Here is a 26,048-nt window from a genome sequence, read left to right as displayed (position 1 = left end):
TTCGTGTCTCCATGGTCAGCGGCGGACGGCACCACTTTTCTTCGCTCGTGCCAGTTCGAGGAAGCTGGCCCTGATTTTCGCGAACAGCCCTGGCGGGATGAATCCGTAGCTGAACTCACCCGGCTTGCCAGGAACCGGCGACAGCCCGCCATTCGGCCATTCGTCGATATTGTGCTCCGATACGATCACCCAACTCGGCTCGCTGTCGAGGCCGATAGCCTCTTTCACCTTCGCCGGGATCTCGATCCCCACCGTATCGCCGGACGGCGGCGTATGGGTGATCGGCAGCAAGACTACATAGCGAGGGCGGACAAGGGAATCGGTCGCGGCGACGAGGCAGGTCGGGCGATCCTTGCCTTGATCGCGGCCGGCAGCCGCCTCGTGCGTCCAAAGGTAATCATAGCGGAGGATGAGGCCGGGTTTTGGCTGAGGAAACGCCACGGCGAGCGCTTTACTTCAAAAGGTCGTTCAGGTGCGCGTGCTCGGCGTCCATCTCTGCGCGCTCCACCGCGTCGATCACCACATCGATGGCGTCGGCCGTGCGGTGGGTCCGCTGCGCGGCGGCCCGTAGCCAGTCATAATGGTCAGCGGACATCAGCACGAACTCGCGGCGTCCGTGCCGCGTGATCTCCACGGGCTCGCGCTGGGCCTGATGCTGGAACTCGCCGAACTTGCGCTGGAATTCAAGGGAGCCGACTCTCGCCATGGCGGGCATCCTTTCAGATTGAATGCCAGAATTATACGTATAATTTGTTTATGAGCAAAGCTGGAATTACACCTCCTCGCCCTTCGAACGTTTCCTCCGGACCTTCCGCTCCAACGCGATGTGCCGATCAAACTGCTCGCGGGCGATCTGGCGACCGATGATCCGGGCAAGACCCAGAACCGCCTCTTCGGCACGTTTGGCGCGGGCCAGCGCCGTCTCCGGTCCGGCTAACGGTCCGAGTGCCTTGGGGTTGTTCCTGTGCCGCTTGAGAGTCATTGCGTCCGAAAATCCCGAGCCGGAAAGGCTCGGGAACGACCGAAGACCTTCCCTAGCGCACGGGAAAGCCCCAAACGATGGTCGTGCGGCGAAAAGGACACCATCACGTGTAAATGGGATGCGTTGACTGAGGCGTTACAAGCGCCCCGGTCAAGGCAAGGGCGTCGAATGCGCCATTCCTGTCTCGAATGAGCGGCTCGTCAAACTTCCCTTACGGCGCTGCCCGCCTCTGCCCTGCCGCGGGAGCGGATCGCCCATGCGGCAGTGCGCCCTCGCGCAGAGCGGACGGCGACGAGATTCGCGCATCAGGCGTTCTACCCTCACGCCGCTTCCCACACCTTGTTGAGGATCTGCGCCGCGAGGGCGGCCTTGTCCTGGGGCAGGAAGCGCCCGTAGTGCTTGGCGACCATCTCCGGCGTGTCCTGGATGGCGTAGCTCGCCTGCTCATAGGAGCCGGTTTTCTTCAGGATGTGAGTCGCGAGCACGTCGCGAACATTGTGCGGCCCGTGCGGCAGCAGGCCCTTGATGGCACCGCGGCCGGTGTAGGGGTTGTGGATGCCATAGCGTTGGATCGCCAGGCGCCAGGCCTCATAAAAGGTGTTCTGGCAGTAGGCGGGATCCTTGCTGGTCAGCTTCACCGTCTTGACGAACAGCGTGCCCGGGTCGGCTGCATGTTTCAGCAGCACCCGGCGGTGTCGGTCGATATAGGCCTCCAGATAGTGATAGAGGCCGCCGAGGTCCGGCAGGATCAGCCGGAACGGCTTACTGCCGAAGAAGGACGAATTCGCGTTCTTGAAGGCGACGGAGGGGATGAGCACCTCCCATCCCTGGTCGCGCTCGCTCCAGCGCAACTCGCCACGCTTCATCTCCGCGAGGCGGCGCTCCGAGGTTGGTAGCCGGCCGCGCGGACAGACGAGGAGTTGACGCAGGTTCTTCTGCCGCAGCCCGAGATGCAGGCCGAGCCGCAGCATGAGGAAGGCCCGCACCGCCTCGGCCGCCGCGCGCGGGTAGCGCTTCTCGTCCGGCATCAGCCGCAGGATCTCCTCAGTGATCTTGCGATACTCGGCGACCGGGCTGTCCGCCTCCAGCACCGCGATGATCGGCTCGAAGGGGTCACGATGTATACGGGCTACGCGCTGCACCTCCCGTGCGCGGGCGAGGCCATGGCGATGCATCTGCTCGCAGGCTGCGTCCCAGTCAGCACGGGCAGCGGCAACGTCGCGCTCGGTGATCAGATTGGGAATAGGACGGATGCGCTCGGCCAACTGCGGGTTCTGCCGCAGCCAGCCCGTCTCGGCGCGGGTGAGCGCGGCAGCGATCCGCAGCATGTCGACTTCCCACGCGGTGTAGAAGCCGCGCCGACGCTCCCGCCATTGGATGTACCAGTCCCACACGATCGGGAAGACCAGAAGGCTGAAGCTCAGATTCTCCAGCGGCACGCCGAAGCCATGGACCGCGCCGCTGGGTGAGGCTGCCAGCGCACCGAACATCAGACCGAGATGCTCGACCTTCTGGGACGCCGTCTCCTCTCCCCAGACGCCGCTGCGCTGATAGCCGAAGGCCGTCAGCGTCGCCGTCTTGAACCGGACGAGATCGGCCATCTCCTCGGCCAGCTGGGCCGGCGCATCGAGCGCCGCACTCGCGAGGTCCGGATCCGGCAGCGATCCATCCTCTTCCCGGCAAAACCGGTACAGCCCGCGCGGCCGGGAGGATTGATCGAGCAGGCCGGGAAAGCGGATCGAGTAGCGCTGCTTCATGGCGGCAGCCTGGAAGCGCCGATAGTCGGTCGTCCCCGAAATCACCACGCGCTGCACCCACTCAAGGATCTCCTCCCTCTCCCTCAACGGGCGCCGATCAAAATCATGCGGCAGGTGCCAGGCGAGGCGTCGTCTCTCCGCGCGGCTGATGCCGGCAATGGTCCCCGCCGAGGTGCAGCGATCTCCGTTCGGCAGCTTCGAGCGGAAGTAGCCCGGCGGCAGGCGGTAGCGCCGCTCTATGAGCTCCAGCGCCGCGAGGCTTCGTGAGGCGCGGGGCACCTTCACGCCGCGGCGCCACAGATTGAGTGCCGTGGCATCGACCCGAGCGGCGCTCGCCTCAAGGACACGTGCGAGATGCACCGCAGTGTCGCCATGGCGGCGCATGTGAAGATCGAGCGCATCGGCGAATGAGGGCGGGTCGGTCCAGGGCCGGCCGTCGCTCTCGGGAAACTCGACATTGGGCTTCGCGCGAGGGCCGCGTCGGCGCGGCGCAGCGTCCAGGTGGTCGGCATCACGATGGAGCGCGCCCCGCTCCGAGCCGGACCGTGCCCGGCGCGCCGCGGCACGCTTCACCGTGACGTGGCCGCGGCGCGCCAATTCACGGCGCAGCGCATCAAGGCCAGGCGCCAGCACGGGGCCGGCTCGCTGCAGATCAGCATGATCCACATCGCAGGCTTGAGCGATCGCATGCCAGTCATAATCGCGCTCGGTCATGGGCGGTGGCACGCGCGCGGCGAGGAGATCGAGCAGCCAGTTCTGGAACAGGTCGGCGTCGCGAGGCGACAGGACGGTCGTGGCACGCTGCTGGCAGAACTTCACCAGCATGCGCGCGAAGCTCGTACGGGGCATCGGCGGTCAGTGCAGGCACGTTATGGAGAGGCGACTCGCCTCGGTTAGGGGCGGCGTTTCTGCCGAGAAGCCGTTCGTTCGGCTACGCCCCAGAAGTGGCAGGCCCCGCGATCCGAAACCAGGGGGCGATGCCCTGCAGGGGGTATCGGACCAAGACAATGTGCGGCGAAGCGTTCAGTCAACAAGCTTCCCGAGAAGCCCGCACGTTGCTGTCGGACGGCGCAATGTGTCGAAATCAGATAAATAATCAGCAAACGCAACGACCCGACCGCCGCGCAATGTGCGGGCTTTTATCCTGCCCTCAAGCTGTCTCGCTTTCCCGGGCCCAAATGAGATCACGCCACATCGCTGATATACTATGACAGAGCGGCAGAAAACGCGCCGTGGGTGCCGAGCGCTACCGGCTGTTCGTCAGACCCGCCGGAAATGCGATGCCAAACTGGGGCAGGCGCCGCCACGTGGGCAGCGACGTCGCCATTCAGCGCCTTGCCTGAAGCGAAGCGGCTATCGGTGCCCTGCTCAAGACTGGCAGTCGCGGTGCGGAAAAGCTGCAAAGGAACTGCCGCCGAATCGCACTGAAGTCGCAGCGATCTTGCGCAGGAGCCGCGGTCGCTGAGGCCTAGGCCGGCGCTGACGGCTTGCGGAAGCGCACACCGGCGCCGCCGCCATTCTCTGGAATAAACTCGATGCCGGCGGCTTCAAACGCCGCTCGAATGGCCAAAAGCGTGCTTGCGTGAGCGGCGTAGTCGTTCTCGATCCGTGTCACCGTCGCAGCAGTTATGCCGGCATGGTTGGCGAGATCACGTACGCCCCATCGCAGCGCCGCGCGCGCCATTCGAACCTGTTCAGACGTTAGCAAATTTATACCTTGACATAATTTCTCGGCGATTCAGACTCGTCTTCTTCGCTGCCCTGCAGTGAAGCGGCCAAGCGGAGCGGTTGCAACGCTCCACTTGGCCTGACCACAACCCAAGCTGTCTGGAGCTCGGATCATGGCTGATTCTGAGATTAGCATGAGTCTGTCCCGACCATCCCGGAGGGACCTTCTCTCTGCCGCCCTGGCGACGGTCGGCGGCTCTTCCTTCAAGAGTGCGGCTGCAGCCGCACCGCAGGATGGCGGCACGACGGATGCCGCCGTCATGGCGTGGAAGGCGTGGCGCGCGGCGCATCGGCGCACGCTCGCTCTGTGCCGGAAACAGCAACGTCTGGAGTCCGAACTCGCGCGGACTATCGGCTTTCCGCAGGCGGTTCTGGCTGCAGCCGAACTGCCATCACCGGTGCGCATCAACTCCTTGTGGCAGTTCGATGAGCTTGCGGGTGATGTGCCGGCGCTTTGCACGCGGCGCGCCGAAGTCGCCGCAGTGCTGCGCGCACATCAGCAGCGTTGGGACGACGCAGACCGCGCCATCGGCTATTCCGTCACCCGGCAGAAAGAGGCGGCGGCATCCGCCGATGAAGAGCGACTGATTGCGAGGCTCTTTGCGGCAAACGCGACGTCTCTGCGCGGCCTCTCCGCGAAGCTCGACGTGCTGATCGCCGTCGGGGCGGATGGCGCTGAGGGGCGGCATTTCCCTTGGCCGGAGTTGCGGCGCATCCGCAGGGATGTTGCGCGCTTGATGCAGTTGCACTGTCCCGATGCTGTCGGCTTCACTGCTTGAAACAGTGCTCGCGATGCCAACGCAAGAAGTGGGGATGCGGACGCTCGAACGCCCGTTGCGGGACAATGGCGCGTCCGCTCCGGTTGATAAAGGCGCGCACGCCATCAGGATCGTTGGCATGCCGTGAGACCAGCACGTTGAGATCATCCGACAGGCTGATTAACCCGCGATCGAACATCCAGTGCGCCGTACCTGACAGAGCCAATCCGTTGCTGACGATATCCGGTCCGTTCGCCTGAACGGGCTGAATATGAGCCGCTGCGACCTCGGCCCGCCCGCCACCATTGATGAGTTTCAAGGTGCTGATGGCGCAGCGGTCATCGTAGGCGTGCAGCACCATGTAGCGGAAGACGCGATCCCGCACTATACGCGACGATAGATAGCCGACGCGTGCCCCGCTTTAATCCAATGCAAAGGGAGCCTGTTTTCGTTGAATCCGTTCGGAGGCAAGTCCGCATCCTCTCGCTGAAGCAGCGGCCTGCGCCGCCCATCCTGGTTCAAACGTTACGCTCGAAAACGCCACCATCCTTGCTAATGGTGGTCATTCACGAGCAGACACGCGATCGCGACGCGATCGAACCGATCCCGCCTATTAATGCTAAATCACACTCAGCTCCTTGACGGCGCCTGAAATGCCCCTCGCGCATCGCGAGAATTCCCGCTACTGATCTCTGAAAACTAACGCGAAGGATTTCAAGAGGGGCGAGTGTCGGGCGTTCATAGTGCCTTGAGCGATCAGCAGCCACCGGAGCGGCCTCATGCTGAGCCGGTGCGAGCGTGCGACCTATTCGCCGGAGCTGGCGGGTTCTCCTTGGGAGCTCATCTTGCCGGTATAGAGGTGGTCGCAGCCGTCGAGAATAACAAGTATGCTTGTGCCTCCTACACCGCCAACCTCATCACCACAGGCCTCACGAAGGCACGCATCTTTCCGGTGGACATCACGCATCTTGAGCCGCAAACGGTAAGGGACGAAACGGTACTTGCCGCCTCGGGCTGTGACATTCTCCTAGGTGGGCCGCCGTGCCAAGGCTTCTCAGCCCATCGCCTCAACGACGCTGGCGTCGACGATCCGAGAAACTCGCTCCTGCTCCGATATTTTGAGTACGTAAGAGTTCTCCGACCACTGTTCTTCCTCGTCGAAAATGTACCTGGCTTACTGTGGCCAAAGCACGCCAAGTTCTTGTCCGCATTCTACGAGCTCGCCGATGCGGCCAATTACGCGGTCCTCGATCCCGCCGTTCTCAACGCGCGGGACTACGGCGTACCGCAGAATCGCCGCAGGGTCTTCCTGTTAGGCTTCGACCGAACGCGTATCGCGTCTGCTCCCAACTGGCCCCCTGCAGCATCAAACGGTCCGCCCGGAAACGAGTTGGGCCTGCCGGAATGGCGGACTGCTTCTGTCGCCTTCAGCTCTCCCGCCTTAGCCGGAGACCTGAACGACGTGCACATGAACCACGGCGAAGAATTGATCGAGACGTTCAAACGGACACCGGAAAACGGCGGGTCCCGGCGCGACTCCGGTCGTACCCTACCCTGCCACAAGGAACATAAGGGGCACCACGATGTCTACGGACGGATCGATCCTCGTGCCCCTGCCCCTACGATGACGACCGCCTGCATCAATCCTTCCAAGGGGAGGTTTGTGCATCCTACGGAGCACCACGGCATCACATTGCGACAGGCCGCACGCATCCAGTCGTTTCCCGATTGGTACACGTTCGATGGCGGCATCATGGCGGGCGGCGTACAAGTCGGAAACGCCGTACCAGTACTCATGGCGGAAAAGCTGCTCACTCCGCTCAGGGACGCCGTTCGGGAATATCGGAAAGCCCCCGCAGACGTCGATCAAGCCGCATGACTAACGGCGTCGCATTCCAGACAAGAGCGCGTACGATCGATCACTTGGGTCGCGGCCAGATTGCCGATGCTCCGACGGCCATAAGCGAGCTCTGGAAGAACGCTTACGACGCGTATGCCCGAAACGTCTCGCTGCACGTCTTCGATGGCCAGCCTAATATCGCTGCGATCTTCGACGACGGGGTCGGCATGGACTACGACGACGTAGTTCGGCGTTGGCTGGTGATCGGCACGGAAAGCAAGATCGAGGAATTCGACGAGAGTTCGCCGGAGACTTTGGGCCTCCCGCTCAGGCCACGCCAAGGAGAAAAGGGAATTGGTCGGCTGTCGGTCGCGTTTTTGGCACCGTGCACCATCCTAGTATCCAAGAAGGCAACGTCGGACTTCATCGTCGTCGCTGTCGACTGGAGGCTATTCGAGAACCCATTCATCGCTTTGGACGACATTCGGTTGCCCGTTGAGCAGTTCTCGTCGCCCGAGGCCGTAACCGTTGGATTAGCGAGCCTCCTAGAAACTTTGAGCTCGAACCTTGGAGGGCCAGGAAGCGAGCGGGGGGAGCGACTGACTGCCGGATGGCAGCGCTTCTCAGAATACGAAAGGCGCCACGGAGCGACCGTAACCACGTCTGAGACTATCCGCGATTCCTGGCAGAGTATGGCGCTTACACGCCGCCATCTCGAGGAGTGGCCTGTCTTTCTCGGGCTCGCAGAACACGGCACCGCGATGTTCATGATCGATCTGAACCATGAGCTAGGGGTTTGGGTGCGACCTCAGGAAAGCGGCGATGAAGTGGAAGAGGTCAAGGATCGGCTACGACAGACATTAACTGGCTTTACAGATCCTTATTCGGAAAGTCGTCCAGATTTCGACTACGAGGTGTACATCCATCGCGGCGAGAACAACGCTAGGATAATAGGCGCTTCAGATGTATTCGGTATAGATGGCTTGCGGGATCTTGAGCACTACATCGATGGAGAATTTGACGAACGAGGAACTTTCTCTGGCCGCATCGTAGCGTACGGCCAAGATCTAGGTATCAAAACGTTCGTGCCGAAATTTCCTCCTCCGATGCGAGGGCGGGACAAGCTCGGTCCATTCAAGTTCGCTATCGGCACATTCGAGGTCGATGAGCGCCGATCTACCCATAGCGAGACGCAACATGCACTGATCGAAGCCCAAGCGAAACATTATGCTGGCGTCTCACTTTATAGGGACTATCTGAGGGTCATGCCATACGGCCGTCCCGACGCCGACTTCCTCGGCATGGAAGAGCGCCGCAGCAAGAATGCCGGCCGGGAGTTTTGGGCCCACCGGCGGAGTTTCGGGCGTATCGGCGTGACCCGCGTTGGAAATCCAGCCCTCCGAGACAAGGCGGGACGTGAAGGCCTCGTAGACAATAGGGCGTTCCGTGAAATGCGGCTCCTAGTCGTCGAATTTCTCAAGGATGCGGCAAGGAAGTACTTTGGATCGGACTCCGCTCTAAGGCACGAAGTACTACCCGGTATCATGGAACGAAAGGCGCTTCAGAAGGAAGCTGCGGACAGAGCAAGGACTCGACGCCGCAAAGGAATGCGCCAGTTCCTGCGTGAACAATCCGCGCCCCTTGACGAAGCCATCAAGCGGGCTGACAGCCTCGTGGCGCTTGCGAAGGACACGCTTGTATCGAAGGACAGGGTGCAAGCAACTGTACTGGCTGCGCGCTTCCGGGATGTTAGGACCATTAGTGAAAACCTGCGGCCACCGATCCCCCTCGCAAGGCTCGGTGACCTGGAAGAGCAGTGGCGACTCTACCGAGACGACTATCAGGCGCTCCTCGACCGGATTCAAGAGCTGGCGCAGTTGACTGCAGAGGTTGATAGTACCCTAGGCGGAGAAGCGCCGCATGAGGTTTTGGCCCGACGCCTTAGAGAGCAGGGTGGCTCAATCACGGTTCAGCTTGACGAACACGCTGCGGCGATCGACGAGCGGATGAACCACCTTCGGCAAATCTGGCGCAATCATCAGGCGACAGACCAAGGTGAACTAGAACGGCGAGTAGGACATGTGCTCAACGGAACGGTGACGAACACAAACCTTCTTAGTTTGCTTAATCTCATCGACGTTAATCGCACTGAATTAGGAGAAATTTTTGCAGGAAAATACCGATCATTTATTGCCACGCTTGATCAATTAATTGATGGGATAGATATAGAGGGAGCCTATGCCATTACTGAGGATGATCGGGCCGAACTGGAAGATCAGCTTCGAGATATCAGAGCTGTCGCCCAGATTGGGATTACCGTCGAAATTATCGGACATGAATTCGAAACGCTGGAATCCGAAGTCCGCCGGAACCTCAATAAGCTTCCAGCGGCTTGCAGGAACACCAATGCTTACGAAGCTGCACTCAGGGCACACCTCGGATTGGCAGATCGGCTTCGGTTCCTTTCGCCGCTAAAAATCGGCGGATATCGTACCCGTGAACGCATCTCCGGCGAAAAAATTGCGTTGTATTTAGAGGAATTTTTCTCACGCGTCTTTACTGAACAGAGAATTGAATTTTCAGTCACAAAATCATTTCGCGGTATCGAAATCACGGATATTCCGTCGCGAATTTTTCCGGTCTTCATCAACCTTATCAACAATGCCGTTTACTGGTCGTCCCTGTCGCTAGAACGTCAGATCAAAATAGACTTTAAGGATGGCCTCGTCATTGTTGGAGACTCGGGGCCTGGTGTCGACCCGGAAGACGTTGCGCGGCTTTTCGACATCTTTTTCTCGCGACGCCGATCAGGACGCGGCGTGGGACTTTATCTCAGTCGAGCAAATTTGGCTGTAGCCGGACACAAGATCCGGTACGCAGAGCGGAACGATCCCGCTGTTCTCGACGGGGCCAATTTCATCATTGAGTTCAAGGGGGTAGTGGCGAATGGCTGATGGGGCATATGCCGCCGCGGTCAAAGAGACCTTCGAAACGAAGCCTCTACGCACCGTGCTGATGATAGACGACGAGTTTCCGAGCCTTGCCGATATGATCAAGGGCGAGGATGGCACGTCGAAGTTTAAACAAAAAGATCGCGCTCTAACACTCTACGAGGGGTTTCGAGCGCGGCATATGATCTGTGACATTGAAAATGAAATAGATGACGTAAAAACTGAACTCTTTCGCAAGAGTGATCTGATTATCCTTGATTACAATCTTGGTCCTGCCGAAGGAGATAATGAGCGAGCTATATCTGTTCTAAGACAACTTGCAAGCTCAAAGCACTTCAATACCGTCGTTGTTTACACTGCCGATCCAAAGCAAGACGAAGTCTGGTTGTCTGTTCTGTCCAGCCTCGCGGGAGATTGGACCGGTCTTCCTGGAGCCCTTACCGGCGAGGCACAGGAGCATTGGGACCGGCTGTCGGACGCCCAGAAGCTACCGGAGCCCATGCAGGAGGCGGTAATGGCCTTTGCTGCCCGTCAAGAGTTCAAGGACATCCCGAAGGCCGTGCGAGAAGCGGCGCAGAAGGAGTTGACGGATCTGGAAGTACCCAGGATCGCTACGGCGGATATCATCAAGGCTATGATCCATCGGGAAATGGCCCGCCATGCAGGCAAGTGGGCGGGCGAACCTCGGCGACGCGCTGTCGGAGGATCGGTAGATGGTGTCAGATGGGTTCAATCACATAATTCGTTCATCGCGATCCTGCAGAAGCGAGATGATCTGGCCGAGGACCCAACCGATCCATACGGGATCATGGCGTGCCTTGGTAAAGCGCTGCTAGCATGGCGCCCGAACCTAATTCAGATCATCATTTCTGAAATTCAAAATGTGCTGGAGCTTGAGGCGCTCGCGACGGAAGACGAGCATCTCAGCGAACCCGAGACCCAGACCGCTCTTTGGTACTATCTGCTTCAAGCGCTCGGCACCTTGGACTTGGATAAAAGCCCGGATGTCCGAGTACCGCTGATGAGCATCGTTGACAAAATCGTCGATGGGATCCGGCGACGTCTGTCGACGGATTCCAAGATTATCGATCTCGCCAGTCATGCACTGCTCGGAGAGCTGCGGAGCATCGGCTGGACCACGCAGTCCTGGCCACAAGTCGGCAAAGCCGAAATGGTAAGAGGCGCGGCGACGCTTGCGCGGACCACGGGAAAGATAAACCAATCAGACGTTTTGTTTCGTTTGAATAGCTTTCTTTCGACTGAACGCTTTCGCAGGTCGCATATCACCACTGGCACCATTTTCAGGAACAACGATGGCAGCGGCTATTGGGTCGCCGCCTCACCGGCTTGCGATCTCGTGGCACGAAAGCCAGGCGAGCAACAGGCCTGGGCTCACGAAATCCATCCGCTGACGGCTGTGGTTGCATTACGACTCTTACCCTTTGAATCTGTCAGCAGCGCTCTGAACGAAGCTTCGCGCGCCAACCATGTTTTTCTGGAGCTGGAGGGTCAGCAGAAGGTTTTCAAGCTGGTAAACGGCATGGGGCAGCCAGTCTACGAGTTCCTGTTCGCAACGGACGAGGGGCGCATCACCAGCGAGGAGGGTCGAACATTTTTCCGAGCTTCGCGCCTTGTCGGGCAGCACGGCGGCAGCCGAGAACTTGTTGAGGAACGGTTCGAGGTGGTCGATCAACTTCGGAGCCTCAACGCGACACGGGTGCTTCACTCTACGGGACAGCATCTTTCTCGCATCGGGCTAGACTTCGTAGATATGCCGGCAAATTAATGGATACTGTTAGTCCGGAACAGCGAAGCTTGAATATGTCGCGGGTCGGGCGGCGAGATACGGCGCCCGAACTTCGCGTACGACGGGCGGCGCATGCAATGGGCTTTCGGTTTCGGTTGCACAGGCGGGATCTGCCGGGAACGCCCGATATCGTCTTTCCTCGACACCGCCTCGCGATATTTGTGCACGGCTGCTTCTGGCATGGTCACGCGGGGTGCCCGCGGGCGAAGCTACCCGGAAGCAACGTCGAGTTCTGGACCTTGAAAATCGATCGTAACAGGGCACGAGACCAGACCGTGCTTGAAGCGCTGAAGGCCGCCGGGTGGCGGTCGGAGGTGATCTGGGAATGTGAGACGAGATCTGGCGCCGGGCTGGACACGCGACTTCGAAGCATCTTGGGCATGACAAATTCGGCATGAAGGCGATCTTCGATACAAAGCCACGCTCAGGATACGATGACGATCTCATGCGTCACTATCAGTTTCCGCGCCGCTATCTGAGCCTGGTTACGCAGACCGTTGGCGATTGGGTCGTGCTGAGGCGACCGCGAGCGGACGGAGGCAACTTGGCCTACTTCGCGACCGCCCGCGTCACAGCTGTAGAGCCGGATCCGAGATCACCAGCGCTGAGCTTTGCCCGGCTGAGCGACTATTTGGAATTCGACCGACCAGTGGCGTGGCGGCGCGAAGGGCATTACGCCGAGCAGACCCTTCGGGAAATGCCAACCACGCAGGTAGGCGTCTATCTGCGTGGTCGATCGGTACGGCTGATCTCTGAAGCCGATTTCGCAAGGCTCATCACTGTAGGTTTGGAAGACACGCTCGCGCCGGCTAATGCTAGTCGGCTCGGAATCGACCCGGCATATCTGCGAGAAATTCGTGCCGGTCTAGTGGATGCTGGGCCAGCGGAGCGCGAGTGGCAGATTGATCAGGCCCTTACCAGCCGGATCGTGCGGGACGCGGGCTTCCGTAGGGTCGTCATCGACGCCTACGAAGACACCTGCGCAGTCACCCGGCTCCGCATCGTCAACGGTGGGGGCCGCTCGGAGGTGCAAGCCGCCCATGTTTGGCCAGTAGCCGAAGGTGGACCAGACGTCGTCCAAAACGGAATTGCCCTTTGTGGCACGGTCCACTGGTTATTCGATCGACACCTGATTTCATTGACCGACGACTATCGCCTACTGGTCTCGCACAACAAGGTGCCGCCGGAGTTCCGGCAGCTCTTCGGCCAGGCGGGCGACCGCATCCACCTCCCCAAGTCCCCCGACATCTGGCCCCATCCCGCGTATCTGCTCAAGCACCGCGAACGATTCGCCGCCTCGTAACCCGTCGCCGGAAGGAGGCGACCAATGCGGACGGAGCACTGATGGTCAATCTGCCGCAATTGCTCATCGATGTGATTGATCAGATCACCGCGAATGAGACGGCATTCAAGGAGAGCTGTCGCGGCTTCGAGCGGCTGCTGCTTCTCGAGGTCATCCGCGAAGCCGACTTGGTCGGTTATGCGCGGGCGTTCGACCCTGGCAGGCAGATTCCCGGAGCGCCCGGCCATCTCGACCTCGTGTGGACGGGACTGGCTCACGCCTTCGATCTACTCGGCCCGACAGCGATGGCAGGGCCCGGCATGATGTGGGACCGATCCGTGCCAGAGCGCACCGCGTGGGCCATGGGCTTCATCCGCCGCTGCGGCCTCGTCACTCTTCTCAGGCGGTACGCGCAACTGGTCCGACGCGATCTAGCTACGGTCGAAGTCGTCAGCGCAAACCAACTTCGATTTCGCATTCACGGGCAGGATCTCGAAGCTCTCGACCGGGACGCAATACAGTGGCACTCTAAAAGAGTTCAGTTTCAGCAGCGCCCCATCCTTGAGGCATTTCATCAACGCTACGGCGAAGCCATTGCCGCCGAGTTGAGAGCGCGAGCGCAGTCGGATCCGCTGTTTGGCATCCGATACTCGTCGTCGCGCGAACTGGAAGAATGCTTCGAGTTCGAGGCCGAACTTCGGGCCGCCACGCTGCCAGGAAGCGACTGCCTGCCAAATTCTGCGCGTCTTGGGCCACTCACCTTCGGTGAGTACAGGAGAGTCGTCGTCGCGGGTATAGCGCGCTGCTTCAAGCACGCCGCTTTCGTCACGACACTCCTGGCGAAGGATCCCTCCGTTCCCAGTACGGCTTTGACTATCCATGCGGAGGAACGAACCCTGAAGAAGGAATGGGGTGGTCTGCTTGACTTGGATGACGCGACGGCGGCTGTCCTATTGGACGTGCTGTCAGTAACACCAGACGATCTTCCGGAGATTCGACGCACATTGGATTGCCCGCAAGCCCTGCTCGTGCGCGCGGGAGACACCTTCTGGCATGAACCTGTTTTTGGCGGCCTCAACAACCCCTTCGGATGGATTACAGCGAAGCTGCGCCGGAGATTCAGGCCGGACTGGGACCGTGCCGTCGGTGCGCGGGAGACGCAGTTCCGCAGCGACCTTCAGGTGGCCTTTCCAGAGCCGCGCTTCTGGTTTGCGCCCACTACGGTCAAGTTACGACGTGGAGGCAACATCGATACCGACATCGACGCCGTGCTCATTGATCGGCAGTGCGGAACGATGGGAGTATTCCAGCTCAAATGGCAGGATACCTTTGAGAACTCGTTGGCCGAGCGCGAGAGCCGCTTCACCAATCTGTCAAAGGAGGGAAATAACTGGATCGCCAAATTGGCCGAGCTCTCCAGCGGTCTCTCACCACGCGAAACAGCGTCTCGCTTGGGGGCGCCTCCGTCATTGGCCGGCGAGGTTCAGGCAATCCGGATTTTCATTCTGACCAAGAATGCCGCACGGTTCTCAGGGCCAGAGCGTCAGAATCAGAGCGCCGCCTGGCTTTCTTGGTACGAGCTCCTACGCAGGCGCGATCGTGCTGTCAGGCAACCGGACATCTTGTCGACGGTCTGGAGCGGGGCCCGTCGAGCAAGAGCTCGGTCGCCGGAATCCGCTAAATCGAGTTTTGTCGTCGACGGCTTCTGCGTCGAGGTGGTTCATGCCCTTGAACCGTAGCGTTCAGGAAGCGACTGAGGGTAGGGCAACGCAACCTCATACTTAGCTTCTATGCCGCTATACAGCTACTTCCAGCGAGTGTCGGTATCGGTGACTGCGCACCCCCGCAACCACTGATACAGACAAACCCGCAGCCTCGGCTGCGGGTTTTGTTGTTTTAGCGGTCTTTCCGATGGCCTGGCGCTCGGTCCATTCGAGGATGGTGCGCCGTTCGCCGTGCAATGCCGCGAACATCTCGCCTCGTTCATCGCCGGGCGTGAGCACGATCCGCTCGATCAGCATCCGCAAGGCTTCCGCTGCCTGAAGTCGTTCCTCTTGCCGGTTCAGCGCGTGGGTGGTCTCTACGAGAACCTTACCCCGGTAAGAGTCTCGGACGGTTCCCTCAACCGCCCTGCGACGGCAGCAGCCAGCGCCTGCGCGGGCGGCGCCTCTTCGGTGGAAGAGCCGTGCGTTCCCCTCGATCGGTCAAGCCGGGAATAGGCGCCGTCTCGGGCGGCCGGGTCGGTGGCGGCGAAGAGCGGGGGCAACGCGCGCTGCGTCGCCGGCTGGAACTCAAACGGAAGACGCCCCTTCACGCCGCGCGCCCCGATCGTCGAGGGCCGCAACACCTATGTGAATGAGCGCGGTCCGGTGCAGATCGAGAGGGACGAGCGTTCCAACTGATCGGCAGCCCGGGTAACGGCGGGCAAGGTCGATGGACGTCGCCCGCTCTGCCGGCAGTCGGACAGGCACTCCACTCAGCACAGCCGGACAATTGCGAGGCCCGCCTATGCATCAATTCGCGAGGGTATCCGAGCCAGGCTGATCGGCTTCGGTCCGATCAAAACCCCATAGCGGCGCCGTCGCTGCGCGGGTCTCCGGCACCGTCGAGCGTTCCATCCGCGCGGCGGACGATGGCGCCCGCATGGCCCATCATCGCGTCGAAGGCAGGCACCATCTCCACATCGTGCCCGGCACTGCGCAGCGCCGCGATAAGGTCCGGCGGGAAGCGATCCTCCAGCTTGAGCGTCACGGTCTCCGCGCCCCAGGTGCGGCCAAGCAACCAGCGCGGCGCGGTGATGGCCGCCTGAAGTTCCTGACCGAACAGGCCATAGCGCGAGAACAGCGCCGCTTGCGTCTGCGGCTGTCCTTCGCCGCCCATCGTGCCATAGACCATGTGCCGCCCGTCCGCGAACTGCGCCATGGCCGGGTTCAGCGTGTGGAACGGCTTGCGGCCGGGCGCGAGCATGCGCGGCCCGTCGCCCGCAAGGGCAAAGCTCGATCCGCGATTCTGCCAGACGATGCCCGTTTGGGGCAGAACGACGCCGGATCCGAACTCGAAATAGATGCTCTGGATGAAGCTCGCCGCCAATCCGTTCCCATCAATCGCCCCCAGCCATACGGTGTCGCCCGCCGAGGGCGGCGCTGGCCAAGGCAGGGCTCGCCCGGAGTCGATCCGGGCGGCGAGACGATCGAGCACGTCACCGGCCAGAAAGGCGCGCGGATCCTCGCTCATCGTATCAGGGTCACCGACCACGCGGTCGCGCACCAGGAAGGCCTGTTTGGTCGCCTCGATCAGCCCATGCAGATGGGCGAAGCCTTCGGCCTCTCGCACGCCGAGCCGGCTGAAAATCCCGAGGATCATCAGCGAGGCCAGCCCCTGCGTCGGCGGCGGGAAGTTGAACAGCCGGACGCCGGGCAGGTCGACCTGCAGCGGGGTGACGCGCGTGGCGTGGCAGGCGGCGAGATCATCGCGCGTCACCGGCGAGCCGGCGGCGGCCAGATCATGGGCGATGTCGCGAGCGAGCGTGCCACGGTAGAAGCTCTCCGGGCCCTCGCGGCCGAGGCGCTCCAGCGTCTCGCCCAGCGCCGGCAGCGTCATCGTCGCGCCCGTCGCCGGGGCCGCGCCGTCCGCCAGGAAGACGTCGGCAAAGCCCGACACATCCGCGAGTTCCGGCAGCTTGTCGGCCGTCAGCTGGCTCTGGCTGGCGGTGACGGCGAAGCCATTGCGGGCGTGCCAGACCGCGTCCTCCAGAAGGCGTGACAGCGGCAGCCGCCCGCCGCGCTCGCCGCTCACCCGCAACGCCTCGCCCCAGCCGCCGACGGTGCCGGCGGTCGTGTTGGCGGCCAGCGGTCCGCGCTGCGGGATCGCCGTCAGCCCCGCCTGCGCATAAAGCTGCGGCGTCGCCGCACCGGCGGCGCGGCTACAGGCATCAATGCCGACCGGCGTTTCACCCGATGCGCCAATAAGCCAGAAGCCATCGCCGCCAATCGCCGTCATGTGCGGGTAGACCACTGCCAGGGCGGCGGCCATGGCTACCGTGGCCTCGACCGCATTGCCGCCTTCGCGCAGCACGCGCAGCCCCGCCTCGCTCGCCAGATGGTGCGGCGAGGTCACCATGCCCCGGCGGGCACGAACCGTGTTCAGCATGTCACGCGCCCTTTACCAGCCGATCGCCTTGGGCAGCCAGGTGGCCACCGCGGGGAAGGTGAAGACGAGGGCGACCGCGATCAGCTGCAGCCCGATGAAGGGCAGGACGCCACGGTAGATGTCGGCGGTGCGCACCTCGGGCGGGGCGACGCCGCGCAGGTAGAACAGCGCCCAGCCGAAGGGAGGCGTCAGGAACGAGGTCTGAAGCACGGTGGCGATCAGCGCCGCCGCCCAGACGAGATCCACGCCGGCGTGCTGCATCAGCGGCAGGAACATCGGCACCACGATGTAGCTGATCTCGATCCACTCGATGAAGAAGCCGAGCACGAAGATGATGAGCAGCATGAAGATCAGGATGCCGTCCGTCCCGCCGGGCACCAGCGCGAAGGCATCATGCACCAGTCGCTCGCCGCCAAGTCCGCGGAAGGAGAGGGCGAAGACCTGCGAGCAGATCAGCACGAAGAACATCATGGCGGTGATGCGTGCGGTCGATTGCACCGTGTCCACCAGCGTCTTCAGCGTGAACCGGCCGGCGACCGCGGCGACGAGGATGGAGCCGAGCGCGCCCATGCTGGCGGCTTCCGTCGGCGCGGCGATGCCGCCAATGATCGAGCCGAGCACGGCCAGCACCAGACCGATCGGCGGCAGGCCGACCTTCAGCGCCTTCAGCCACAGCTCCTTGCGCGGCATGGCCCGCCGCTCCTCGAGCGGAATGGCCGGCACCTTTTCCGGCCAGAAGATGCCGACGGCGAGCATGTAGGCGCAGAAAATGCCGGTGAGCAGCAAACCGGGCATCAGCGCGGCCGCGAACAGCGTGCCCACCGACTCGCCGAGAATGTCTGCGAGCAGGATCAGGATGGTCGAGGGCGGGATCAGCTGGCCGAGCGTGCCCGACGCGCAGATCGCCCCGCAGGACAGGCTCTTGTCATAGCCGCGCCGCAGCAGCGTCGGCAGGGTCAGCAAGCCGAGCGTCACGATGGTGGCGCCGACAATGCCGGTGGTCGCGCCCATCATCATGCCGACCAGGATGATGCCGAGCCCCATGCCGCCGCGCAGGCTGCCGGAGAGATGGCCGATCACCTCCATCAGTTCATCGGCGAGGCGCGACTTCTCCAGCATCACGCCCATGAAGACGAAAAGCGGGATGGCGATCAGCGTGTAGTTGGCCGTGACACCATAGATACGCGCCGGCAGCAGGCTGAACAGCGTGGTGCCAAAGCCGAGCCAGCCGAAAAAGAAGCCACTGATCGCCAGGGTGAGCGCCACCGGCACACCGACGAACAGCATGACGAAGAAAGACGCGATGCAGGCGATCGCCAAAATCTCATTATAGGGCATTGGCGGAAACCTGCTCCGGCGGCTGCGCCGGTGGAATGCGGACCGGGGAAAGAAGGGCGGCAAGCGCGCGGGCCGTGGCCGACAGGCTCTGCAGCAGCAGCAGCGCGAAACCCGCGGGAATCATCGCCTTGAGGATGAAGCGGTAGGGCAGACCGCCGGGGTCGGGCGAGCCCTCGCTGATCCGGTAGGACTGGGCCACATAGCGCCAGGACAGAAGGATGATGATGACCGAGAGCGCCACGACCGCGAGGGCCGAGAACAGGTCGATCCCCTGCTGCACGCGCGGGGGCAGCCGGGCGAACAGGATGTCCACCCGCACATGGCCTTCATGTTTGATGGTGTAGGCGATGCAGAGCAGGGTGAGCGGCGACATCAGGTGCCACTCCAACTCCTGCATGGCCACCGAGCCGGTGTTGAAGGCGTAGCGCATCAGCACATTGCCGGCCATGACGAGGACGAGCGCGAAGCCCGTCCATGCCGCGACCCAGCCACAGGCCTCGACGATCACGTCGAGGCCACGGGCGCATTTTTCGAGCATTGAGGTCATGAATCCGAACTCATGAGCCCTTGCGGATCTGCGTCTGATACACGGCCTCCGAGAGCCCGGCCCACTGGCTGTGCTCGGCCGCGAACTTGCTGAAGGAGTCGTAGACCTTCTTCACCTTCGGATCGGCAGCGGCCATGCCGTCGAGCGTGGTCTTGGTAACCTCGCGCAGCTTGGCGACCACATCGGCCGGGAGCGGTCCGGCGATCACGCCCTGGTTCTTCACGAGGTCGGTCATCGCCTCGCCGTTCACCGCTTCGCACCAGGTGTGGCTCAGCACATTGCAGGCCATGGCGGCGGCGCGCACGATTTCCTTCAGGTCGTCCGGCAGGCTTTCCCAGGCGGCCTTGTTGATGACCAGTTCGGTGACGTTGTTCGGCTCGTGCCACCCGGTGGTGTAATAGTACTTGGCCGCCTTCTGCAGGCCGAGGCGGCGATCCTGATAGGGGCCGACAAACTCGGCCGCGTCGATCACGCCGCGCTCCAGCGCCGGGAAGATTTCGCCGCCGGGCAGCAGCTTCACATCGACGCCGAGCTGCGCATAGACCTTCCCGGCAAGGCCGGGGATGCGCATCTTCAGGCCCTTGAAATCCTCGACCTTCTCGATCGGCTTGCGGAACCAGCCGGACATCTGCACGCCGGTATTGCCGAGCGGCATCGGCACGAGGTTGAACGGCGCGTAGAGCTCCTCCCACAGGGCGAGGCCGCCGCCGTGATAGATCCAGGCGTTCTGGCCCTGAAAGTTCAGGCCGAACGGCACGCAGGTGAAGAACTGCGCGGCCGGCACCTTGCCGGCCCAGAAATAGGAGTTGGCGGCGTTCATCTCGACCGTACCGGAGGAGACGGCGTCGAAGCCTTCCAGCGCCGGGATCAGCTCGCCGGCGGCGAAATGCTGGATGGTGAGCCGCCCGCCGGACATCTTGCCGACCAGATCGCAGAAATAGGTCGGGCTGCCGGGCCCGGTGACATAGAAGGGCGCCCCCGGACCATAGGCGTTAGTCATCTTCCAGCTGAAGCTCTGCTGGGCGCGCGCGACATGCGGCGCGGCAATGGTGGCGACGGCGGCCGTACCCGCCAGACCGGCGCCCAGGAATCCACGACGATCCATTGTTGTTCCCCTTGTCCGGATGGCGCCACATGCGGCGCCGTGATCGGGCGCCACTAAGCCGCTGCGGCGCGGCATCGGCAATGCCCCTAAAGAGGCAAGTGCACAGAAGAGGCGGAGGTAGCACAGCCCCGATGTTCATAAATATCGATATAATTCAGATATTTAATTCAAGTTGACGAGGATTTGTGCACCGCCGGCGCCTCGCACCGCGACAAGTTTTTGTGCGCCATTCGTCAAAGTGCTTCACTGGAGATCGGGCGCCGCCTGCGCCATTCCTTCGCCCATGAGTTTCGCTGCCATGAACCGAGCCGTTCCCATCTCGATCAACGCCTTTCCGGCCTCCAAGCAGGAGGCGGCATGGCGCGAGACGCTGGCCTCGCTGGGTCTCGCCGCGCAACGTACCCATGCCGACGCCTTCCATTTCGGCGAAGTTTCGATCAAGCGCTCGCCCACGCAGGCGACCTTTGCCCTGCTGCGCTCCAGCGCGCAGAATCTGGCGGCCGTGGCCAAGGCCTCGCCGAAGTCACGGGAGCCGCAGGGGAGCGAGGCGGCGATTCTCATCGGCTTCGTGACCTATGGGCGCGGTCACCTCACCGACTCCGGCCGACGCGCCGCCGAATTCGCCGATGGCGACCTCTGGGTGTGCGACCCGGCCATGCCCTTTTCGGTCCAGTTCCGCAACGATTTCGAGCTCCTGCTGCTGTGTCTGCCCCGCGAGCGGCTGGTGGGCCGGTTTGGTCGCGCCGCGACCGTGCCGACGCTGGTGCTCGGCGAGACCGTTTCGGCGGCCGTCGCCCGGCCGCTGATGCGGGCGCTGGCCGCGCATTTCGCGGTGATGGAGGATGGCGACGTGATGGCCGCGGAGCCGGCGATCACCGAACTCGTCCTTTCCGCGCTGCTGGCGGAGGCGCGGCCAGAGGAGGATAACGCGACCCAGGTGCAGGCCGCGCATTTCGCCCGCATCTGCGCCCAGATCGAGGCGCGCCTGCGTGAACCGGAGCTGACGGTGAACGATATCGCCAGCGCGGAAGGCCTGTCCGCCCGCTATATCCAGCGGCTGTTCGAGGGGCAGGACCGCTCCTTCTCCGATCATGTGCGTCACCGCCGGCTGGAGCAGTGCCGGCTCGACCTGGTGAACCCCCAGCATGCGGACCGCTCCATCGCCGAGATCGGCTTCCGCTGGGGCTTCGCGGATCAGGCGCATTTCAGCCGTGTGTTCAGCGCGGCCTATGGCATCTCACCGCGCGACTACCGCAAGTCCTCCGGCGCGACGGTGGAAACCCGGTGGACGCGGGGCCGCCCCATGCATTCCGGCTCACGCCCTGTCCGTCCCGCGCCGGCGGCGGCCATCGGCGCCGATGCCCCGGACCTTCCGGCACCGGTGCGCCCGCGCGAGCTCGTCGAGCCCGGTCATCATCACCTGCCTGTGTCGCGCGATACGGTGCATTGGGGCTATCTCTCGCGCACCATTCCCCCCGCCCTGCGCGTGCGCTCCGGCGCGCAGGTGACCATCGAGACCCTGACGCAGCACGCCTATGACGATCATGAGCGCATGATCGCGGGCGATCCCGGCGCGGAGAGCGTGTTTCGCTGGACCGCCGACTACAAGGCCGTCGACCGTCGCGGCGCCGGGCCGGTCAACGCCTCCATTTTCGGACGTGGCGCCGGCGAGGGCTTCGGCGTGCATATCTGCACCGGCCCGATCTTCGTTCACGGCGCCGAGCCGGGCGACGTGCTGGAGGTGGAGATTCTCGACCTGAAGCCCCGCCCGAGCGCAAACCCGGCCTATGCCGGCTATGCGTTTGGCTCCAACGCGGCGGCGGCGTGGGGCTTTCACCATGACGATGTTCTGGACGAGCCGCGCAAGCGCGAGGTCATCACCATCTACCGCACCGATGCCGCTGGCGAGAGCGGGTTCGCAGAGGCGGTCTATTCCTTCCGCTGGGCCCCGCAGATCGACCCGTTCGGCGTGGTGCACGAAACCATCGACTATCCCGGCGTCCCCGTCGATCACAGCCGGATCGAGAAGCGCGAGAAGGTGCTGACGGGCGTGCGAATTCCCGTCCGCCCGCATTTCGGTTTCATCGCGGTGGCTCCCCGCGAGAGCGACATGGTGGATTCGGTGCCGCCCGGCTATTTCGGCGGCAATATCGACAATTGGCGCGCCGGCAAGGGTTCCTCCGTCTATCTGCCCGTGGCTGTGCCCGGCGCTCTGCTGTCCATTGGCGACCCCCATCTCGCCCAGGGCGACGGCGAGATCAGCGGCACGGCGCTGGAATGCTCGCTGACCGGCGAGGTCCGCCTCGTGCTGCACAAGCGCGGGGAGACCGAGAAATCCTTCCTGAACGGGCTCGGCGCCCCGCTGATCGAGACGCCCGACGCCTGGCTGCTGCATGGCTTCAGCTATACGAACTACCTGCGCGAGCTCGGGCGCAACGCCCAGTCCGAGGTTTTCAAGCGCTCCTCGCTGAGCCGCGCCCTGCGCAGCGCCTTCCGTGCCGCCCGCAAGTTCCTGATGGAACGCTATGGTCTCGACGAGGACGAGGCGATCTCGCTGATGTCGGTCGCGGTGGATTTCGGCGTGACCCAGGTGGCCGACGGAAACTGGGGCGTCCATGCAAAAATCAGCAAGGACATCTTTTCATAGATGTCCGACGACCGTCTGTCCCGGTTCCAGCGGAGACCCGCACCGCCCGTCGGTCACCCCAGACGGGCGCGGCGATTGGCGACCCAGCGGCCGATCATGCGGTCGGCGATGATGCCGAGAAAGGCGATGGCGAGGCCGGCGGAGAGCCCCTTGCCGGGATCGGCCTGCGAGATGGCCACCTGGATCTGCTTACCGAGATCATTGGTGCCGACGAAGGACGATACCACCAGCATGGACAGCGCCATCATGATCACCTGGTTCACCCCCAGCATGATCTCCGGCAGCGCATAGGGCAGCTCGACCTTGGCGAGGCGCTGGGCGCCGGTGCAGCCGGCCATGGTGCCGGCCTCCTGCAGGCTCGGCGGCACGCGGCGCAGGCCATGGTCGGTGAAGCGGATCGCCGGCACCATGGCGTAGAGCACGATCGCCACCAGCGCCGAGACGTCGCCGATGCGGAACAGCATCACCACCGGCAGCAGATAGACGAAGGAAGGCAGCGTCTGCAGCGTGTCGCACATCGCCCCGAGGAAATGGTGCATGCGCTCCGAGCGGCTGCCGAGGAAGCCGAGCGGCAGGCCGATCAGCGTGGCGATGATGACGGAAATCGAGCACAGATAGATCGTCGTCATGCCGCGCTCCCACAGGCCCGCCATCGGGATGAAGGCCATGAGCGCCGCCATGCCGAGACCGAAGCGCCAGCCGCCCAGCGCCCACGCCCCGCCGCCGACCACCGCCAGCAGGCCGATCCACGGGAAGCCGATCAGGAAGGTCTTCACCGGCACGAGGATGTAGAGCAGCAGGAAGGTGCGCAGCGCGTCGGCGGTGGAGAACAGGTTGACGTTCACCCAGCTCACCACATCCGACCACATCGAGCCGGTGGAGATCCGGTACTCGGCCGGCAGCGCCTCAAGCGCGGGAAAGGCGAGGGAGAGCACGGTGAAGGCGATCAGCGCGGCAAGGCCGGCCCAGAAGAGCTGGCGCCGGCGGGTGGCGGCGGCGCCATGCACCGGGCGCAGCTCCACCAGCGCGCGGCTCATCCGGTCGAGCACGATGGCGAGCGCCACCACGGCGAGGCCCGCCTCTAGCCCCTTGCCGAGGCCGTTGGCCTGACGCAGCGCGTTCAGCACGTCGAAGCCGAGGCCGCCGGCGCCGATCATGGCGGCGATGATGATCATGTTCAGCGTGAGCATGATGACCTGGTTGACGCCGACCAGCAGGTCGTCGCGGGCGGAGGGCACCAGCACCTTCCACAGCACCTGGCGCGGCTGGCAGCCGGTCATGCGCGCGAGTTCGTCCAGCTCCGGCGGCACGCGCTTCAGCGCCATCATGGTCACGCGCACCATGGGCGGCATGGCGTAGAGGATGGTCGCCAGCATGCCGGAGACCGGGCCGACGCCGACCAGGAAGACCAGCGGCACGAGATAGGCGAAGGTCGGCACGGTCTGCATGAAGTCGAGCGCGGCGACCACCGCGCTCTCCAGCCGCGGCACGCGGTAGGCGAGGATGCCGAGCCCGATGCCGCCGGCGACGCCGCAGAGCACGGCGAGCAGCACCTGCGACAGCGTCACCATGGCGCTGTCCCACTGGCCGAAGACCAGAATGTAGGTGAAGCCGACAAAGCCGAGGATGGCGAGGCGCAGCCCGCCCAGCAGATAGCTCCACACCGTGACGGCGACGATCAGCCCGGCCCAGGAGAGGCGGGGAATATGCAGCGCGCCGGCCTCGTCGCCGAAGGTGATGCCGGTGGAGAGCAGCGCCTTGGGCACGGCGAGCGCATAGCCGAACAGGCCGGAGATGAAGCGGGTCATCTCCTTGAAGGTGAACAGGCCGAAGGAGAGGTCGCGCGCCAGCCAGTAGAGGAAGGCCTTCAGCCAGTCGCTCACCGGCACGATCCACGCCGCCGGGTAGGCCTTGGCCCAGGCGAAGGTCTGTGGCGCCGCATAGGGCACCAGCACGGCGAGCGCGACCAGACCGGCAACGATCCAGCCGGTGGGGATGCGGGCCAGCGCCCGGCTCTGCGGCAGCGCGACCTCGCTCACTGGCTGCTCCCGACGAGATCGGCGATGAGGCTCGCCCGGTCCAGCTTACCGAGCAGCGCGCCGTCGGCGTCGACCACGGCGGCCGGGGCGTCGGCGGCAAGCACCGTCGCCGCCACCTCGGCCAGCAGCGCCTGCGCGGGCACCACCGGGCCGAGCGGCTCGCCGGGCGTCACCGGCACGCAGACGCCGCCAGCGGTCAGCACCTTGGCGCGGGCGACATGGCGGGTGAAGGCGGCGACATAGTCGGAGGCCGGCTTCAGCACCAGTTCCTCGGGCGTGCCAACCTGAATGATGACGCCGTCCTTCATGATGGCGATGCGGTCGCCGAGGCGGATGGCCTCGTCGAAATCATGGGTGATGAAGACGATGGTCTTGGAAAGCATGCGCTGCAGGCGCAGGAACTCGTTCTGCATCTCGTGGCGGATCAGCGGATCGAGCGCGGAGAACGGCTCGTCGAGGAACCACAGCGCCGGCTCGGCGGCGAGCGAGCGGGCAATGCCAACGCGCTGCTGCTGGCCGCCGGACAGCTCGCGCGGGTAGTGCCCGGCGCGCTCGGTGAGGCCGACGAGGTCGATCACCTTGCGGGCGCGCTCCTCGCGCTCCTCCTTGCCCACGCCCTGCACTTCCAGCGGGAAGGCGACATTGCCGAGCACGGTGCGGTTGGGCAGCAGGGCGAAGTTCTGGAACACCATGCCCATTTTATGCCGGCGCAGCTGGATCAGCTCGTCCGGGCTCATGCGCAGGAGGTTCTGGTGCTCGTAGAAGACCACGCCGGCGGTGGGCTCCACGAGGCGCGAGAGGCAGCGCACGATGGTGGATTTGCCCGAGCCGGACAGGCCCATGATGATGAAGATCTCGCCCTGGCGGATTTCCAGCGTCGCGTCGCGCACGGCGGCGAACAGGCCGGCGGCGCGCATTTCGGCGGGCGTCGCTTCCGGGTTTTCGCGCAGGAAGGTCTCGGCGTTGGCGCCATACACCTTCCACAGATTACGGCAGACCAGGGCGGGCGGCGCATCGGCCGCGAGCCGGGCCTTGCCGGTCGGGAGTGCCGGCGCCTGCGGGGCTGAACCTTGGGCGGGCGCCCCCTGGGCGAGCGAAACCATGGCCATGGGGCCCTC

The 26,048-nt window shown here is 63.5% G+C and carries 22 protein-coding genes; 9 read left to right on the top strand and 13 right to left on the bottom strand.

What is annotated here, in order from left to right; translation table 11 throughout:
* Nucleotides 1–15: 15 nt before the first annotated feature.
* The 5 genes from OU996_RS07060 to OU996_RS07040 form a co-directional block, all read right to left on the bottom strand.
* Entirely contained in the window at nucleotides 16–441 is a 426-nt protein-coding gene (locus OU996_RS07060) for a hypothetical protein (RefSeq protein WP_267584918.1), read from the bottom strand.
* 10 nt (nucleotides 442–451) lie between these two features.
* A complete protein-coding gene (locus tag OU996_RS07055; RefSeq protein ID WP_267584917.1) occupies nucleotides 452–706 on the bottom strand; it encodes a type II toxin-antitoxin system prevent-host-death family antitoxin in 255 nt (84 codons plus the stop codon).
* 66 nt (nucleotides 707–772) lie between these two features.
* Entirely contained in the window at nucleotides 773–982 is a 210-nt protein-coding gene (locus tag OU996_RS07050; RefSeq protein ID WP_267584916.1) for a hypothetical protein, read from the bottom strand.
* Between the two features lie 320 nt (nucleotides 983–1,302).
* Complete coding sequence (locus tag OU996_RS07045; RefSeq protein WP_267584915.1) at nucleotides 1,303–3,588, bottom strand: hypothetical protein; 2,286 nt, start codon at nucleotides 3,586–3,588, stop codon at nucleotides 1,303–1,305.
* A 619-nt stretch (nucleotides 3,589–4,207) separates the two neighbouring features.
* Nucleotides 4,208–4,423, bottom strand: coding sequence for a helix-turn-helix domain-containing protein (locus OU996_RS07040; protein ID WP_267584914.1), 216 nt, complete (start codon nucleotides 4,421–4,423; stop codon nucleotides 4,208–4,210).
* A gap of 157 nt (nucleotides 4,424–4,580) precedes the next feature.
* Here OU996_RS07040 and OU996_RS07035 point away from each other — a divergent pair, with 157 nt between their 5' ends.
* Complete coding sequence (locus OU996_RS07035) at nucleotides 4,581–5,246, top strand: hypothetical protein (protein ID WP_267584913.1); 666 nt, start codon at nucleotides 4,581–4,583, stop codon at nucleotides 5,244–5,246.
* Here OU996_RS07035 and OU996_RS07030 read toward each other — a convergent pair.
* A complete protein-coding gene (locus OU996_RS07030; protein ID WP_420712710.1) occupies nucleotides 5,236–5,586 on the bottom strand; it encodes an HNH endonuclease in 351 nt (116 codons plus the stop codon). The genes OU996_RS07035 and OU996_RS07030 overlap by 11 nt on opposite strands.
* Before the next feature lie 429 nt (nucleotides 5,587–6,015).
* On the opposite strand from OU996_RS07030, the gene OU996_RS07025 reads away from it, so the two are divergent.
* From OU996_RS07025 to OU996_RS07000, 6 genes are read left to right on the top strand one after another with little or no spacing between them, the layout of a single operon-like run.
* On the top strand, nucleotides 6,016–7,104 hold the full coding sequence (locus tag OU996_RS07025; protein ID WP_267585626.1) for a DNA cytosine methyltransferase: 1,089 nt from the start codon (nucleotides 6,016–6,018) through the stop codon (nucleotides 7,102–7,104).
* Nucleotides 7,101–10,019 (top strand): ATP-binding protein, encoded by a 2,919-nt coding sequence (locus tag OU996_RS07020; protein WP_267584912.1) that lies wholly within the window; start codon nucleotides 7,101–7,103, stop codon nucleotides 10,017–10,019. The genes OU996_RS07025 and OU996_RS07020 overlap by 4 nt, the downstream gene beginning before the upstream one ends.
* A complete protein-coding gene (locus OU996_RS07015) occupies nucleotides 10,012–11,802 on the top strand; it encodes a response regulator receiver domain (protein ID WP_267584911.1) in 1,791 nt (596 codons plus the stop codon). The genes OU996_RS07020 and OU996_RS07015 overlap by 8 nt, the downstream gene beginning before the upstream one ends.
* Nucleotides 11,802–12,221, top strand: a complete 420-nt coding sequence (locus OU996_RS07010; RefSeq protein ID WP_267584910.1) for a very short patch repair endonuclease — start codon at nucleotides 11,802–11,804, stop codon at nucleotides 12,219–12,221. Before OU996_RS07015 ends, OU996_RS07010 begins: the two co-directional genes overlap by 1 nt.
* Nucleotides 12,218–13,126 (top strand): HNH endonuclease, encoded by a 909-nt coding sequence (locus OU996_RS07005; RefSeq protein WP_267584909.1) that lies wholly within the window; start codon nucleotides 12,218–12,220, stop codon nucleotides 13,124–13,126. Before OU996_RS07010 ends, OU996_RS07005 begins: the two co-directional genes overlap by 4 nt.
* Before the next feature lie 41 nt (nucleotides 13,127–13,167).
* Nucleotides 13,168–14,844 carry a hypothetical protein gene (locus tag OU996_RS07000; RefSeq protein ID WP_267584908.1) on the top strand — a complete coding sequence of 559 codons (1,677 nt, stop codon included), beginning with the start codon at nucleotides 13,168–13,170 and terminating at the stop codon, nucleotides 14,842–14,844.
* 57 nt (nucleotides 14,845–14,901) lie between these two features.
* Here OU996_RS07000 and OU996_RS06995 read toward each other — a convergent pair whose 3' ends face one another.
* A complete protein-coding gene (locus tag OU996_RS06995) occupies nucleotides 14,902–15,126 on the bottom strand; it encodes a hypothetical protein (protein WP_267584907.1) in 225 nt (74 codons plus the stop codon).
* A 222-nt stretch (nucleotides 15,127–15,348) separates the two neighbouring features.
* On the opposite strand from OU996_RS06995, the gene OU996_RS06990 reads away from it, so the two are divergent.
* On the top strand, nucleotides 15,349–15,507 hold the full coding sequence (locus OU996_RS06990; protein ID WP_267584906.1) for a hypothetical protein: 159 nt from the start codon (nucleotides 15,349–15,351) through the stop codon (nucleotides 15,505–15,507).
* Between the two features lie 157 nt (nucleotides 15,508–15,664).
* Here OU996_RS06990 and OU996_RS06985 read toward each other — a convergent pair whose 3' ends face one another.
* The 4 genes from OU996_RS06985 to OU996_RS06970 are packed head-to-tail and all read right to left on the bottom strand — an operon-like array spanning nucleotide 15,665 to nucleotide 20,244.
* A complete protein-coding gene (locus OU996_RS06985; protein WP_267584905.1) occupies nucleotides 15,665–17,254 on the bottom strand; it encodes a gamma-glutamyltransferase family protein in 1,590 nt (529 codons plus the stop codon).
* Nucleotides 17,255–17,266: 12 nt separating this feature from the next.
* On the bottom strand, nucleotides 17,267–18,592 hold the full coding sequence (locus OU996_RS06980) for a TRAP transporter large permease (RefSeq protein ID WP_267584904.1): 1,326 nt from the start codon (nucleotides 18,590–18,592) through the stop codon (nucleotides 17,267–17,269).
* Entirely contained in the window at nucleotides 18,582–19,139 is a 558-nt protein-coding gene (locus tag OU996_RS06975; RefSeq protein WP_267584903.1) for a TRAP transporter small permease subunit, read from the bottom strand. Before OU996_RS06975 ends, OU996_RS06980 begins: the two co-directional genes overlap by 11 nt.
* Before the next feature lie 10 nt (nucleotides 19,140–19,149).
* Nucleotides 19,150–20,244 (bottom strand): TRAP transporter substrate-binding protein, encoded by a 1,095-nt coding sequence (locus OU996_RS06970; protein WP_267584902.1) that lies wholly within the window; start codon nucleotides 20,242–20,244, stop codon nucleotides 19,150–19,152.
* Between the two features lie 298 nt (nucleotides 20,245–20,542).
* Between OU996_RS06970 and OU996_RS06965 the strand changes: the two genes are divergently transcribed.
* Nucleotides 20,543–22,891: an acetamidase/formamidase family protein gene (locus OU996_RS06965; RefSeq protein WP_267584901.1), complete on the top strand. Its 2,349-nt coding sequence runs from the start codon at nucleotides 20,543–20,545 to the stop codon at nucleotides 22,889–22,891.
* A gap of 53 nt (nucleotides 22,892–22,944) precedes the next feature.
* Here the strand turns inward: OU996_RS06965 and OU996_RS06960 are convergent, their stop codons facing one another.
* The gene (locus OU996_RS06960) at nucleotides 22,945–24,930 is read right to left on the bottom strand and encodes an ABC transporter permease (protein WP_267584900.1); all 1,986 of its coding nucleotides are present in this window, start codon (nucleotides 24,928–24,930) and stop codon (nucleotides 22,945–22,947) included.
* Nucleotides 24,927–26,039 carry a quaternary amine ABC transporter ATP-binding protein gene (locus OU996_RS06955; RefSeq protein ID WP_267584899.1) on the bottom strand — a complete coding sequence of 371 codons (1,113 nt, stop codon included), beginning with the start codon at nucleotides 26,037–26,039 and terminating at the stop codon, nucleotides 24,927–24,929. The genes OU996_RS06960 and OU996_RS06955 overlap by 4 nt, the downstream gene beginning before the upstream one ends.
* Nucleotides 26,040–26,048: the final 9 nt, after the last annotated feature.

Source organism: Ancylobacter sp. SL191, assembly GCF_026625645.1.
In the GTDB taxonomy this organism is placed as follows: domain Bacteria; phylum Pseudomonadota; class Alphaproteobacteria; order Rhizobiales; family Xanthobacteraceae; genus Ancylobacter.
The sequence above is the reverse complement of the archived record's forward strand: the minus strand, read 5'-3'. Positions and strand labels throughout refer to the sequence as shown.